15 protein-coding genes are annotated in these 14,069 nt (G+C 54.7%); 4 read left to right on the top strand and 11 right to left on the bottom strand.

What is annotated here, in order from left to right; genetic code table 11:
- Nucleotides 1-67: 67 nt before the first annotated feature.
- Complete coding sequence (locus AB6T85_RS01850; RefSeq protein ID WP_369894670.1) at nt 68-1,687, bottom strand: peptide ABC transporter substrate-binding protein; 1,620 nt, start codon at nt 1,685-1,687, stop codon at nt 68-70.
- A 166-nt stretch (nt 1,688-1,853) separates the two neighbouring features.
- Between AB6T85_RS01850 and mpaA the strand changes: the two genes are divergently transcribed.
- Nucleotides 1,854-2,561, top strand: coding sequence for a murein tripeptide amidase MpaA (gene mpaA / locus AB6T85_RS01845; RefSeq protein WP_125287670.1), 708 nt, complete (start codon nt 1,854-1,856; stop codon nt 2,559-2,561).
- Here the strand turns inward: mpaA and ycjG are convergent.
- Nucleotides 2,541-3,521: an L-Ala-D/L-Glu epimerase gene (gene ycjG, locus AB6T85_RS01840; RefSeq protein ID WP_253453917.1), complete on the bottom strand. Its 981-nt coding sequence runs from the start codon at nt 3,519-3,521 to the stop codon at nt 2,541-2,543. The two genes, mpaA and ycjG, sit on opposite strands and share 21 nt — an antisense overlap.
- Before the next feature lie 158 nt (nt 3,522-3,679).
- Between ycjG and tpx the strand changes: the two genes are divergently transcribed.
- Both tpx and AB6T85_RS01830 read left to right on the top strand, forming a co-directional pair.
- On the top strand, nt 3,680-4,183 hold the full coding sequence (tpx, locus tag AB6T85_RS01835; protein WP_253453915.1) for a thiol peroxidase: 504 nt from the start codon (nt 3,680-3,682) through the stop codon (nt 4,181-4,183).
- A gap of 348 nt (nt 4,184-4,531) precedes the next feature.
- Nucleotides 4,532-5,173, top strand: a complete 642-nt coding sequence (locus AB6T85_RS01830) for an acyl-homoserine-lactone synthase (RefSeq protein WP_253453913.1) — start codon at nt 4,532-4,534, stop codon at nt 5,171-5,173.
- A 3-nt stretch (nt 5,174-5,176) separates the two neighbouring features.
- On the opposite strand, the gene AB6T85_RS01825 is transcribed toward AB6T85_RS01830, so the two are convergent.
- The 8 genes from AB6T85_RS01825 to pspA form a co-directional block, all read right to left on the bottom strand.
- Nucleotides 5,177-5,893 carry a LuxR family transcriptional regulator gene (locus AB6T85_RS01825; protein WP_301729489.1) on the bottom strand — a complete coding sequence of 239 codons (717 nt, stop codon included), beginning with the start codon at nt 5,891-5,893 and terminating at the stop codon, nt 5,177-5,179.
- Nucleotides 5,894-6,286: 393 nt separating this feature from the next.
- Nucleotides 6,287-7,855 (bottom strand): transcriptional regulator TyrR, encoded by a 1,569-nt coding sequence (gene tyrR / locus AB6T85_RS01820; protein WP_369894669.1) that lies wholly within the window; start codon nt 7,853-7,855, stop codon nt 6,287-6,289.
- Nucleotides 7,856-7,946: 91 nt separating this feature from the next.
- The gene (locus AB6T85_RS01815; RefSeq protein ID WP_369894668.1) at nt 7,947-8,984 is read right to left on the bottom strand and encodes a TIGR01620 family protein; all 1,038 of its coding nucleotides are present in this window, start codon (nt 8,982-8,984) and stop codon (nt 7,947-7,949) included.
- Nucleotides 8,981-10,378 (bottom strand): YcjX family GTP-binding protein, encoded by a 1,398-nt coding sequence (locus AB6T85_RS01810; protein WP_369894667.1) that lies wholly within the window; start codon nt 10,376-10,378, stop codon nt 8,981-8,983. The genes AB6T85_RS01815 and AB6T85_RS01810 overlap by 4 nt, the downstream gene beginning before the upstream one ends.
- Before the next feature lie 49 nt (nt 10,379-10,427).
- Nucleotides 10,428-10,652, bottom strand: coding sequence for a phage shock protein PspD (pspD, locus tag AB6T85_RS01805; RefSeq protein ID WP_253453899.1), 225 nt, complete (start codon nt 10,650-10,652; stop codon nt 10,428-10,430).
- A 16-nt stretch (nt 10,653-10,668) separates the two neighbouring features.
- Nucleotides 10,669-11,010, bottom strand: a complete 342-nt coding sequence (pspC, locus tag AB6T85_RS01800) for an envelope stress response membrane protein PspC (protein ID WP_253453896.1) — start codon at nt 11,008-11,010, stop codon at nt 10,669-10,671.
- Complete coding sequence (gene pspB / locus AB6T85_RS01795; protein ID WP_253453894.1) at nt 11,007-11,234, bottom strand: envelope stress response membrane protein PspB; 228 nt, start codon at nt 11,232-11,234, stop codon at nt 11,007-11,009. The genes pspC and pspB overlap by 4 nt, the downstream gene beginning before the upstream one ends.
- A gap of 54 nt (nt 11,235-11,288) precedes the next feature.
- Complete coding sequence (gene pspA, locus AB6T85_RS01790) at nt 11,289-11,954, bottom strand: phage shock protein PspA (protein ID WP_253453892.1); 666 nt, start codon at nt 11,952-11,954, stop codon at nt 11,289-11,291.
- 154 nt (nt 11,955-12,108) lie between these two features.
- Here pspA and pspF point away from each other — a divergent pair, with 154 nt between their 5' ends.
- On the top strand, nt 12,109-13,101 hold the full coding sequence (pspF, locus tag AB6T85_RS01785) for a phage shock protein operon transcriptional activator (RefSeq protein WP_301729487.1): 993 nt from the start codon (nt 12,109-12,111) through the stop codon (nt 13,099-13,101).
- Nucleotides 13,102-13,107: 6 nt separating this feature from the next.
- Here the strand turns inward: pspF and AB6T85_RS01780 are convergent, their stop codons facing one another.
- A complete protein-coding gene (locus tag AB6T85_RS01780) occupies nt 13,108-13,629 on the bottom strand; it encodes an O-acetyl-ADP-ribose deacetylase (protein WP_253453888.1) in 522 nt (173 codons plus the stop codon).
- Between the last annotated feature and the right edge of the window lie 440 nt (nt 13,630-14,069).

The raw sequence follows: 14,069 nt of genomic DNA, 5'->3' as shown, positions 1-14,069 counted from the left end.
TGGTTTATTGAGCGTTAGCGAAGAGGCCGCCTGCTATGGCCGGAGCGACAGCTGCTCCGGCGCGTACTTAGTTATGCTTAACGATATAAAGCATCCGGCTGTACGCCACATCCTCCGGATTCGTTATCGGATAACCTTTGACCCAGGGCTTGATCAGGCGGCCGTTAGAGAGTTGATAAAGAGGCGCGATGGGCACCCGATCCGCGAGGATTTGTTCCGCCCGATTGTAATTCTCATTACGGATCCCGGCATTGGTTTCCCGGCTCGCTTTGGTCAGCAAGTCGTCATAGGCCGTATCTTTAAAGCGCGAAATATTGCCGCTGTGGCTGGCGGTCAGCAGACTCAGGAAAGAGGAAGGCTCATTATAGTCGCCTACCCAGGAAGCGCGGATCACATCGAAACTGCCGCTATTGCGGCTGTCGATATAGGTTTTCCACTCCTGATTCTGTAGCTTCACGTTAACGCCCAGGTTTTTCTTCCACATAGACGCGACGGCGATGGCGACCTTCTGATTGTTTTCAGAGCTGTTATACAGCAGCGTCAGGCTGAGCGGGTGCGTCGGCCCATAGCCCGCCGCCGCCAGCAGCGTTTTAGCCTGAGCGTCCAGCTCTGCCTGAGAATGCTGCTGCAGGAAGCCCGGCTGCGGCTTAAAGCCGTTGGTAACGTCCGGCGTAAAATGCCAGGCGGGTTTCTCGCCGGTGCCCAGCACTTTTTCCGCAATAATACGGCGATCGATACTCCACGAAAGCGCTTTGCGCACGCGCACATCCGCCGTCGGCCCTTTCTGCGTGTTAAAAGCGTAGTAATAAGTGCCCAGCTGATCCGGCGTATACACCTCGTCAGGGATCTGCTTTTTCAGCAGGCCATACATGTTTTTAGGAAAAGATTCGGTAATATCGATATCACCCGCGCGATAGCGTTTGGTCGCGCTTGACTCCTCGTTGATGGGCACGAAAGTCACTTTATTAATGACGCTATGCGCGTTATCCCAATAGCGATCGTTGCGCACCAGCACCAGCTTTTCATTTACCACCCTTTCCTGCAATTTATAGGCGCCGTTGCCTGTCAGCCTGTCGGGCTGCGTCCAGGCAGAGCCCTGCTGCTCCACTACTTTTTGCGGCACCGGATAGAGGCTGAAGTTAGCGGTCAGGCTGACGAAGTAAGGCACGGGCTTGTCCAGCGTCACTTTCAGCCGATGGTCGTCCAGCGCGCTAACCCCCAGCTTATCGGGCGTCATCTCGCCTTTGGTGATAGCGGCGGCGTTAGCGATCCCGGCCAGATCGGCAAACCAGGCGAAGGTGGAGGCGGTTTTCGGGTCGACCAGCCGCCGCCAGCTGTAAACAAAATCGCTGGCGGTCACGGGATCGCCATTCGACCAGCGGGCATCCTTACGCAGCGTGAAAATCCAGGTTTTATTGTCGGTGGTTTGCCACTGGGTCGCCACGCCCGGCACGCTTTCGCCCTGCGCGTTTTGATTGGTCAATCCTTCAAAGAGATCGCGGATAACCTGGATTTCCGGCAGCCCTACCGCCTTAGCGGGATCGAGCGAGGCGGGTTCGTCTTTGATATGCCGAACGATTTCCTGGCGGGCGGCCAGTTCGGTGCCGGCCGGCACCTCTGCGGCGCAGAGAGAAGCGCTGACGCTCAGGGCCAGCAGCGTCAGCGTAAAACGAAAAGCGTTCCTCATCAGGATACCTCAGTCAGGGCAACGGAATTTAGAGGGAACTTTAGCGCAACTGATTGTGATAATTACAGCATTTTCCGGCTCGTCAGTTCACAACACGGAAAACATCCTCCTTTGAGTACGCCGGGTCTGCTATAAAAAGCTTTTAGACAAATCCTCTGGAGTCACTATGCCTCAGAATCATCCACGGCCCCGGCGCGGCAAGCTGGAGGCCGATCGCCTGCGCTATGGCAGCAGCGTGCTGGGCGCCCCCCTGCTCTGGTTTCCCGCACCGAATGCGGATGATGCCAGCGGGCTGATCCTGGCCGGGACACACGGCGACGAAACGGCGGCGGTGATCACCCTTTCCTGCGCCATGCGCACGCTGCACGAAAGGCATCGTCGCCATCACGTGGTGCTGGCGGTTAATCCCGACGGCTGCCAGCTTGGCCTACGGGCAAACGCGCGCGGCGTGGATTTGAACCGTAACTTTCCTGCGGCTAACTGGCAGCCGGGCGAGACAGTTTATCGCTGGAACAGCGCGGCGAATGAACGAGACGTGACGCTTTCCACAGGGGAAAGCGCCGGATCAGAACCGGAAACGCAGGCGCTGTGTGCGCTGATCCATCAGCTCAAACCGGCGTGGGTGGTGAGCTTTCATGAGCCGCTGGCCTGTATTGAGGATCCGCTCGACAGCGAGGCGGGCCGCTGGCTGGCCGAAAAGATGGGCTTGCCGCTGGTCACGTCTGTCGGCTACGCCACGCCAGGCTCGTTCGGCAGCTGGTGCGCCGATTTGGGGCTGCCGGTGATCACCGCCGAGCTGCCGCCCGTTTCGGCAGACGAGGCCAGCGAAAAATATCTGACCGCGCTGGTCGAGCTATTGAGTAAGACTTTCTGAAAGCGCGATTCTGCCGCAGCGGAACGGCAAGGCGGTCACGTCCTGCGCCAGCCAGGTAGGCCCATCCAGATCGACAAAGCGGGCCGTGCCGGCCAGCGGCAGCGCGGCGCGAATGGCTCTGGAGGTGCAAAGCATACAGCCCAGCATCACCTCCAGCCCGGCCGTTTTGGCGGCGGCGGCCAGCGCCAGCGCCTCGGTCAGCCCGCCCGTTTTATCCAGCTTGATGTTAATCATTTCATAACGTCCCGCCAGCTGAGGCAGGCTTTCGCGGGTGTGGCAGCTTTCATCGGCGCAGATCGGCAGCGGATGGATAAAGTTGGCCAGCAGCGCATCGTCCGCCGCCGGTAAGGGCTGCTCAAGCATCACCACGCCCAGATCCGCCAGCAGCTGACAGCGCGCCGCCAGGCCTTCGCTGTGCCAGGACTCATTGGCATCGACGATCAGCGTGGCGTCCGGCACGGCGGTGCGGATAGCCACCAGCCGTTCCGTAATCAGCGCGTTGTCCATTTTGATTTTCAACACCTTCGCGCCGTTCTGCCACAGCGCCAGCGCGCCGCTGGCCATGACTTCCGGCGAGTCGATACTGATGGTCTGAGCCATTTCGACCACGTCGGGACGCACAACATGAGTCATCCGCCACAGATCGCTGTTTGCCCTGCGGGTTTCCAGATCCCACAGCGCGGAGTCGATAGCATTACGCGCCGCGCCAGCGGGTAACGCCTGCTGTAGCTGCTCACGCGTCATGCCCTGCTCCAGATCTTTGGTCAGCGCCGTGATTTGCGCCTGCACTGAAGCCGCCGTTTCACCATAGCGCGCATAGGGCGTGGCTTCGCCGGTGCCGACGATCCCCTCTTCCTCCAGTTCCACCACCAGCACGTCCGCTTCGTTGCGGCCGCCGCGTGCGATAACAAAAGGCGCGCGCAACGGCCAGGTTTCCGGCCAGACTTTGACACTTCTCATTAAAGGTTCCTTTTGGCAGAGCAATGATTCTTTCCACACCATAGCCATTCCACGGGGATTTTGACAATAAAGCGGGAAATGTTGTGTTTAGCGCTGTTGGAGTTTAGCCCCATAGCTTACACTCAGACATTCGTTTACCGCGTTAATAAGGAAAAGTTATGACTCAGACCGTACATTTTCAGGGCAATCCGGTCGCCGTGGCAGGCGAGCTGCCGACGCCGGGCCAGACCGCGAAACCATTTACGCTGGTAGCTAAAGATTTTTCTGATGTTTCGCTCTCGCACTATGCGGGCAAGCGCAAGGTGCTGAATATTTTCCCGAGCGTGGATACCGGCGTTTGCGCCGCCTCGGTGCGTAAATTTAATGAGCTTGCCGGAAAGGTAGAAAACACGGTAGTGCTGTGCATTTCTTCCGATCTGCCATTTGCCCAGTCGCGTTTTTGCGGCGCGGAAGGCCTGAATAACGTGGTTACGCTTTCCACCCTGCGTGGTGAGACGTTTAAAGAAGAGTATGGCGTGGCGCTTAACGACGGCGCGCTAAGAGGACTGACGGCGCGTGCCGTCGTCGTGCTGGACGAGCAGGATAAGGTGCTGCATAGCCAGCTGGTCGATGAAATCGCCACCGAGCCGGATTATGACGCCGCGCTGGCCGTGCTGAAGTAATTTAGTAAGCCGGTTAGTAACCGGCTTGTTATTTTTTAGGTGTTTTTATTAGCCACGTTTAATACTTTAGTTTTTCTTAAAAGAAAATACATCTCCGTAAAATCTTACGGTTATCAATTCAAAAATTTTTAAATCTCAATCCTTTTGATAACCGTTAAACTCCCCTGCCATGCAGAAAAATATCTGCACTTCGTCCTGCAACTTATTGTAAGAATGAAATCTTTTTTTCTACATCATAAATCACTCGCAAAAATGATAATTACCATTATCATTTTCAGGTCTCGGCGTCATCTCAGGAAATCAAATTGTGTTGCCGCATATAAACTCAAAATTTATACGGGTAGCATTATGTTTAATATTTATAGCATTAACTATGTAGATCTTTCTTCGAGGGCAAAAATTGATTTGTATACCCTAAGGAAAAGCACTTTTTATGACAGACTTGGATGGGCTGTGACATGTATAAATGGAATGGAAAACGATCAGTTTGATGATGTACAAACAAACTATATTCTTGGTGTTGTCGATCAAGAAATAATATGCGGAACAAGAATAATCCCTATGAGTAATGCTAATATGCTTGAAAAAACATTCTTTAGCTTTTTCAAAGATATCGAAATACCGGAAGGAAAGTATATTGAATCAACACGCTTTTTTGTGGATAAAATGCGCACCAGAAATCTATTAGAATATAACTTCCCCGTCACTAAAATTCTTTTTTTATCGCTAATTAATTTTGCACGGAAACACCAATATGAAGGCATCATTGCTGTAGCCAGTCATGCTATGATGCAAATCATTGAACAATCAGGCTGGAAAATCACAAAACTGAAAACAGGACAGTCAGAGAAGGGCGAGCCTGTCCATTTATTATTAGGACATATTGATGATGAAAGTTGTAGGAAATTAAAAGAGGAAATCCTTGATAAAGAAAAAAAACTTCCTCAAACTTTGTTAGAACAGTGGCCTTTTGTGCTTAATAAGCTTTAATTTTTATCTAACTGGCCTCACAAGTTGAAGTTCCACGCCGAGACGCACTGCGTGCCTTGCATTTGTTACGCCTAACTTTTTAACGATATTAGACATATGAAACTTCACTGTAGTAGTTTTAATACCTAAAATCATTCCCGTTTCAGGGTAAGTTTTCCCCACACTTGTCCAATACAATACTTCATTTTCTCTTTCTGTAAAAAGATCAGTTCCAGATACAGTTTCCTCTTCGTTATCTGGCAATGAATTAAGCGCTAAGTATTTCTCATGGACGGTGGCAAGCAATAAGTCGATGAGAGCTTTATTTTCATTGAGACAGGATTTTATTTCTTCTTTTTTTTCAGGATCAATAATAAAAGAGAGAGTGGCAAGGTTATTTTTATAATCATGCAAAACACAGGTAAAACCATTAATGACACTATGCTTTTTTGCTTTGGCGAATATTCCTGATAAATCAAAATCGTTTCCAACCTTGATTTTCTCGTCCCAGAAGAATGGTGTGAGACGATTCAAAGCCGTAATAACCACGGGATCGGTGTATTGCAGGCTATTTTCTTGATAGTATTTCACCCATTCAGCAGGGTAATTAGTAACATGAAATATACGTGACAGATTTTTTTTAGAAAGGATAACGTAAGCCCATTTTAGCTCACCAAGATGGTGTAGTGCCGCTTCAATAAATTCTTTAAGAATATCATTGACTTGAAATTCCATCTTCATTTTCAACCTCCGGCAGTCAGTTTAGAAAATAATAATTTCGGTATTCTTTTTAATATGATACAGACATCCTTTAACATATCACTTTAAGGGCTTACAAATAAATCCTGGCAGCCACATTCACCATCTGTTGCTATTTTTAATCAACCATCTTAATAATAACCCTTGGTAAGGAAATTATGTTAATCATCACCAAGAGTTATACCATCCAGACGAGCTTATTTCTAGATGCCCCCCCTCATTTAGGGGGGCATCTGTTGCCTAACCCCAACACGAGAACCTTGTTACGGTCTTGCCTTAATTGATCAGATAAAATTTATCCGATGTCATTTTATTTTTCTTTAATGACTATGTGATCATATCAGCCATGACTCTTGCTGAACGATCATTAATCAATTATTTCCCTTCGCTGTCCGCTTTTTTACTCAGCCCATATTCCCTCAGCTTGTTGGCGATAGCGGTATGCGAGACGCCAAGCCGTTTCGCCAGCTTGCGCGTGCTGGGATAAGAGAGATAAAGTTTGGTCAGCACCGAACGCTCGAAGCGGCTGGTGATGTCGTCCAGCGATCCTTCCATTGCCTCTTCGCCAAGCTGAATATCCATCGAAAACTCCGGCAGAACGATATCCTGCGGCCGCAGCTCATAACCTTCCAGCTGGGTCAGCGCCCGATAAAGCGCGTTTTTCAGCTGGCGGACGTTGCCGGGCCAGGTATAGCGGCTAAGGAAGGCATTAAGCTGAGGAGAAAGCTTGGGTCTGGCGACGCCCTGCTCGTCGGCGAAACGCGCAACAAACATTTCCGTCAGCGGCAAAATATCCTGAGGGCGATCGCGCAGCGGCGGCAGGTTCAGCGTCAGCACGTTCAGCCGATAAAAGAGATCTTCGCGAAACTCGCCGCGCTGCACCATTTCCGTCAGGTTTTTCTGCGTGGCGCAGATTACCCGCACGTCTACGTGCACTTCATGCTCTTCGCCTACGCGGCGGAAAGTGCCGTCGTTAAGAAAACGCAGCAGCTTGGTTTGCATTCTTGGCGACATCTCGCCTATCTCGTCCAGCAGCACCGAGCCGCCGTTGGCCTGCTCAAAAAAGCCCTTTTTGCCTTCCAGCGCGTTGGGATAGGCGCCGGCGGCATGACCAAACAGCTCGCTTTCCGCCACGTCGTCCGGCAGCGAGGCGCAGTTCAGCGCCAGGAAAGGTTTTTTACCGCGCGCGCTGCGCAGATGGCAGGCGCGTGCCAGCATATCTTTGCCGGTGCCGGTATCGCCTACAATCAGCAGCGGCGCATCCAGCATCGCCAGCTTGCGCGCCTGGTCCACGACCTGACGCATTTTTGGCGTAACCGCCACGATATGCTGGAACTCGCTGTCGTCGTTAACCGCCAGGTTCTGTAGCTGTTGGCCCATTCGGGCGGTGGATTTAAGCATAACTACCGCGCCAGCTGGCCGGTCTGCCTGTTCGTGCTCGCCTGCGGTAAAAATAGGCGTGATTTCCATCAGAAAGTCGCGGCCCTGCAATACCACATGATGCGCCTGCGGCTCAATGCGCTCGTTTTCCAGCCAGCGCTGAAAATTAAAGCCGCCAATCAGCGCGCCTGCGCCGTAGTTACGCATTTTCTCTTCATTAAGCGAAAACAGCGTCTGAGCTGCCGGGTTCGCCAGCTCAATTTTGCTTTTCATATCGATGGAAAACACCGGCTCCGGCAGCGCAATCAGCAGCGCGCTTAGCGCCCGATGCTCGCGTTCGGACGGCAAAAAGGCCACCGTGCGCACGTCGGTGACGCTGGGAATACGACGGATTTCCGCCATCAGCTGGCTGAACTGCTCGAAGGGCACAGCTGAAAAGTTAAGATAGATGCGGCCGATTGAGGCAATCTCGATGCCGCGCAGGTCGATGTTCCTTTCAACCAGCAGATCGAGCAGTTCGCGGGTCAGACCAAGTCGGTCGTGGCAAAAGACTTCCAGACGCATGTATAAACCTTTATCAATTCCGGGCGGACATTAATAATACCCCATTGCCGCAGGGGTCAGAAGCGTTCTGGAAGGAAAAGTTGACAGTTGCCTACTTCTGCAACGTCTCTTTCAATTTCACCACCAGGTCGCGGCGGAAATCGCCCAGCCTCGGCTTGTCGCCTTCCAGCCAGGGCAGCGGACGGCACAGCTCCATCGTCTTGATGCCCAGCCGCGCGGTGAGCAGGCCTGCACCGATGCCCTGCGCGGCGCGAGCGGAGAAGCGCGCGGCAATGTCCTGCGACATCCAGTCCATACCCACTTCCCGCACCAGCTCGGAAGCGCCAGCGAACGCAATGTTTAACAGCACCAGCCGGAACAGACGAATGCGGCTGAAATAGCCCAGCTCGATGCCGTACAGCGCGGCGATGCGGTTAACCAGCCGCAGGTTGCGCCAGGCGATAAACGCCATATCCACCAGCGCCAGCGGGCTGACGGCGATCATCAGCGTTGACTCGGCGGCGCTGCGGCCGATTTCGCGTCGCGCCTGGCTATCCAGCATCGGCTGCACTATCTGTGCATAGAGCGCCACGACTTCGCGATCGTTATGCGTTTCGTGCAGCGAGGCATGCCAGCGTTGCAGCGCCGGGTTAGTGCGATCCAGCCCGGCCTGGCGCGCCAGCCTTTCACAAAATTCGCGCCCTTTGCCCATGCTCTGGCTGTTTAACAGCTCGCGGCCGATATCTCGCTCTTCGGCCCGCTCGCGCAGCCGGTAAAGCCGTCGCCACTCGCCTACCAGGGAACCGGCGCCGGCCACGACGATCAGTCCGCCCGCCGCGCAGCCTCCCAGGGCGATCCAGTCCTGCGCCTGCCAGGCCTGATAAGTCCACTGCACACCCTGCGCCACGACGCTCAGGCCAAACAGCGCCAGACCGGTTTTTACCAGCGTGCGCCACAGGCTACGTTTAGGCCGCAGCGCCGCCTCGACCGCCTTTTCGCCCGCGTCTTCCTCTTCCACATGCGCTTCCGGCTCCGCAGCGATAAAGCTCGCCTCCTGCGGGGTAAAATGTCTGGCGGATTTTATAGCGGCATCTTTTTCCGCGGTCAGCGGCTGCGCAAAGTCGATACGCGGTTTAAGCGGTGCGTTCATCGCAGTTTATCTCCCAGTAAAAATTCCAGCGCCGCGTCCAGACGGATATGCGGCAAAGGCCTGTCTGCATCCAGCTGCTGCGGCCTGAACTGTTCAAAATGAAACCCCTGCTGCTGCCAGAATGCGTTGCCCGGCAGGCGCGGCGGCACCTCGCCCGGATAGACGGTTAGCGGCTCGTTGTCGGTCAGCCGGTGACCGCGCAGCGCCGGTATCTTTTCGCCCTGATGATCGACAAGCCCGCTTTGCGTAGCCTGCACCGACGCCAGGCCCAGGCACTCCATATCGATACCCTCAAAAGCAGCATTCTGCCATGCATCCTGTACCAGCTGCTGCAACAGTGACACCAGGTTGGCGTGCTGATCGCTGGTAACGTGATCGGATTTGGTGGCGGCAAACAGGAGCTTATCGATTACCGGTGAGAAAAGGCGGCGGAACAGCGTGCGCTGGCCGTAGGAAAAGCTTTGCATCAGCTGCGTCAGCGCCAGCCGCATATCGTTAAACGCCTGTGGCCCGCTGTTAAGCGGCTGCAAACAGTCCACCAGCACGATTTGGCGGTCAAAGCGCAGGAAGTGGTTTTTGTAGAAGTCTTTAACCACGTGCTGGCAATAGTAGTTATAGCGCGCGCGCAGCATCCCGATATTACTGTTGGCATCCGCCTGCGCCAGCCTGGAGGCGTCCGCCTCTTCCGCCTGCGGCCAGGGGAAAAACTGTAAGGCTGGCGCGCCGGCCATATCGCCCGGCAGCACAAAGCGGCCAGGCTGGATAAAGTGCAGCCCTTCCCGTTTACACTTATGCAGGTAGTCTGTCCACGCCGCCGCGATTGCCGCCAGCCGGTTTTCATCCGCAGGCGCAAACGGATCCAGATCGGCGCAAAGCTTGCGCCATGGCGCTGACCAGCTGGCGCGATCGCCATTCAACAGACCCGCCATCTGTCGCGACCAGCCAGGATAGTCCTGCGCCAGCATGGGCAGATCCAGCAGCCATTCGCCGGGGTAGTCGACAATTTCAAGATAAAGCGTGGAGGCATCTTTAAAATGGCGCAGCAAAGATTCCTGCGAGCGATAGCGCAACGCCAGACGCATTTCGCTGACCCCGCGCGTCGGCGTCGGCCAGGCGGGTGGCTCGCCATACAGCTGCGCCAGGCCTTCATCATAGGTAAAGCGCTGAATACCCATATCGCGCTGTGGCACGCGCTTAACGCCCAGCAGGCGACCTTCACGCGCAGCGGAAAACATCGGCAGACGCGCGTCGGCGTTAACGTTAAGCAGTTGATTGACCAGCGAGGTGATAAAAGCCGTTTTGCCGCTGCGGCTCAGGCCGGTGACGGCGAGGCGCAAATGACGATCTGCGCCCCGGTTCATTAATGAAAGCAGTTCTGTCTGAAGTCGTTTCATTGGTCCATATCCTTAAGGCCGACGGCTCAGAATAGCATAGCCGCGACGTTCAGGGTTTGTTCCAGCGCGCCGTTGCGCCCCGCAGCGCGCGGCGGATAAGCGGCTCCAGCGCCCAGGCTAACAATATTTTCAGCGGCCGACGCGCGACGGATTTCACCGCCCAGCCGGTCAGGCCAGCCGGGCCGTAGCTTAACGCGCCCAGCAGCACGAACTTACCGGCCTTTTTCAGCGTGGGCGCGGCGTTGCGGTGTAAAGCAGATTGCCAGTTACGCATGGTGTTCTCCGGGCGCCTACAGCTGACGGAATCGGCTGCGCACGCTAAAGGTTTCAGAAGTGACGTAGCGTTCTATATCGCGTACGCCTGGCTCACCGCCGCGCAGCTCCGCCTCCAGCTGGTCTAAAAGCATGTGTGCCGTCGGGGCGTTTTCCTCCGCGCTTTGCGGCTTCTCGTCCAGCACAAAGGCCAGCAGAAAATAGGCGATCAGCGTGAGCATAAACAGACCAAAGATCATCGACAGCACGACGATAACCCGCACCAGCCGTACCGGGATATCCAGATAGTCGGCAATCCCGGCGCAGACGCCTTTTACCTTGCCGCGCGCGGGAATGCGGTAAAGTTTCCTGCTGCTCATGGCTGCCTCCAGTTAGGGTGCTCGGCGTCGAGGATCTCCTCCAGCGCCTTGATACGTTCGCGCATCCTGCGGGCATCCTGAGTCAGCTGCTGCAGCCTTTGTAGCTCGCCTTGCGACAGTGTGGCATCACTGTTTTGACGCTTGCTGTAGTGCAGCCATAGCCAGATGGGGGCCACAAACAGCATAAATATCGTCAGCGGGATCGCCAGAAATAACGCGCTCATTCATTCTCCTTGAATTGATATGCCGGGCATTCCGGGGAATGCCACCGGCAAAGATTATTCGCTACGGTTCATTTTTGCCTTCAGCGCCGCCAGCTGCTCAGAGATGGCATCGTCGGCCTGAAGATCGGCGAATTCCTGATCCAGCGTTTTCTTTTTGCCAAAGCTGTGGCTTTCCGCCTCAGCTTCCATATGGTCGATGCGGCGCTCAAAGGATTCAAAACGAGCCATCGCCTCGTCAATTTTACCGCTGTCCAGCTGGCGACGCACGTCGCGGGAAGAAGAAGCGGCCTGATGACGCAGCGTCAACGCCTGCTGACGAGCGCGCGTTTCGCTCAGCTTTTTCTCCAGCTCGCCGATTTCGCCCTTCATACGGGTCAGCGTTTCTTCAACCTGTTCGGCTTCGCGCGTCAGCGAGGCGGTCAGATCGTTCAGTCTTTGTTTCTCAATCAGCGCGGCGCGGGCCAGGTCGTCTTTATCTTTACGCAGCGCCAGCTCCGCTTTCTCCTGCCACTCGGCCTGCTGGATCTCCGCCTGTTCAATGCGGCGCTGCAGCTGCTTTTTCTCTGCCAGCGCGCGGGCCGAAGTGGAACGCACTTCCACCAGCGTATCTTCCATTTCCTGAATCATCAGGCGCACCAGCTTTTGCGGATCCTCTGCTTTTTCCAGCAGCGAATTGATGTTGGCGTTTACGATGTCGGCAAAGCGAGAAAAAATACCCATAATCTTCATCCTCTTAAATTGTTTTGGCGTTACGGGTATTACTATTCAAATCGCGTGCCAACTTTTATCTTATTGATTTTCCTTAATTACGCCGGTTTACAGCCGCGCCTTGTTTCTCTAAAGTGGCGTAATTAACCAATACCTGGTGAAAAAAATGGAAAAAGAAACCCTGCTTGGCGAGTCGAATAACTTTCTGGAGGTGCTGGAGCAGGTTTCACGTCTGGCACCGCTGAATAAGCCGGTGCTGGTTATCGGCGAGCGCGGTACCGGCAAAGAGCTGATCGCCAGCCGGCTGCACTATCTTTCCGAGCGCTGGCAGGGCCCTTTTATTTCATTAAACTGTGCGGCGCTGAACGAGAATCTGCTGGATTCCGAGCTTTTCGGCCACGAAGCCGGCGCGTTTACCGGCGCGCAGAAGCGTCATCTGGGTCGGTTCGAGCGCGCCGACGGCGGTACGCTGTTTCTGGACGAGCTGGCGACGGCGCCGATGCTGGTACAGGAGAAACTGCTGCGGGTGATTGAATATGGGCAGCTGGAACGCGTCGGCGGCAGTCAGCCTTTGCAGGTCAGCGTGCGGCTGGTCTGCGCCACCAACGCCGATTTGCCGCAGCTGGCCGAAGAGGGAAAATTCCGTGCCGATCTGTTGGACAGGCTTGCTTTTGACGTGGTGCAGCTGCCGCCGCTGCGCGAGCGTCGTAGCGATATCCTGGTGATGGCGGAGCATTTTGCTATTCAGATGTGTCGGGAGCTGGGCCTGGCTTTCTTCCCCGGCTTCTCGCCGGGGGCGCGGCAGGCTCTGCTGGACTATGGCTGGCCGGGTAACGTGCGGGAACTAAAAAACGTGGTGGAACGCTCTGTCTATCGTCACAGCGAAACGGATCAGGAGCTGGATACCATTATTATCAATCCTTTTCAGCGCCTGTACGCCGCCCCCACAGCGCCAGCGGCAGAGCGGCTGCCCGCGCTGCCGCTGGATCTCCGCCGCTGGCAGCATCAGCAGGAAAGGGATCTGCTGCAAAAGAGTTTAAAGCAGGCGCTCTACAACCAGCGCCGCGCGGCGGATTTGCTGGGTGTCACCTATCACCAGCTACGCGCAATGATGAAAAAGCACAACGTGGAAATCGGCGCTGAAGACGGCGAGCTATAGGCAATTTTAGCCGCGCTGCTGGAGCAAATTGTGCCAGATAGCGTAACTCTCCTGCTCAAAGCAGACGATATTGACCTGTTCTACCGCCTCGTGCAGCCTGGCGGAGATCGCTTCAAAGGCAATTTCTGCCGCCAGCGTTTTGGGGAAACGATAGATGCCGGTGCTAATATTAGGAAATGAAACGGATTTGATCTTATGCTCGTCAATCAGGTCGAAGCAGCGGTGATAAGCGCTACGTAACAGGTCAGGCTCGCCGTTTTGCCCGCCGTTCCACACCGGCCCTACGGTATGGATAACGTAACGGGCAGGCAGGTTGCCCGCTCCCGTTATTACGGCATCGCCTTCTTTACAGCCGCCCTGTCGCGCGCGGATCGCCCTGCACTCTTCCAGAATCGATTTTCCCCCGGCGCGATGTATCGCGCCATCCACGCCGCCGCCGCCCAGCAGCGACGAGTTAGCCGCGTTGACCATCGCCTCTACGGGGATTTGCGTAATATCACCCTGTAATAATTTGATTTTATCAGACATAAGCGCCTCCTTTTAGCTACCAGTATAGTCGGCCGTGGCCTCTCTTTCACCGCGGCACGATCGTAGACCGCCGCAAAATGCGCAAAAAAAAGCCCGCGCAGGGCGGGCTAAAAATACTGGAAGCAATGTGAGCAATGTCGTGCCCTTCTCCGGTAGAGCCACCGTTGAAGCGCAGAAGAATAATAATCATTCTCATACATAGCTGTAAAGTATTTATTGAGAATAATTCTCATTACCACACTAAGATCGGGCGTATTTCGCCAACCTGACCTTGCTCGCTGCCAGAAAACGCCTGACGTTTTTGACCAACGCTTCGCGACCTTTTATCAATAACAAAGGGGCATCAACCCCAAAGCACACAACGGCCCGCGTATGAAAAAACGTCAGTTGTCCCCGCAAACTTTGGGGGAGCACCAAGAGTGCGGTACACTGTGAGGATT

The organism is Erwinia aeris (genome assembly GCF_041224955.1).
GTDB classification, from domain to species: domain Bacteria; phylum Pseudomonadota; class Gammaproteobacteria; order Enterobacterales; family Enterobacteriaceae; genus Erwinia; species Erwinia aeris.
Note: the sequence above shows the minus strand (reverse complement) of the source record. Positions and strands in the feature narration are given on the sequence as shown.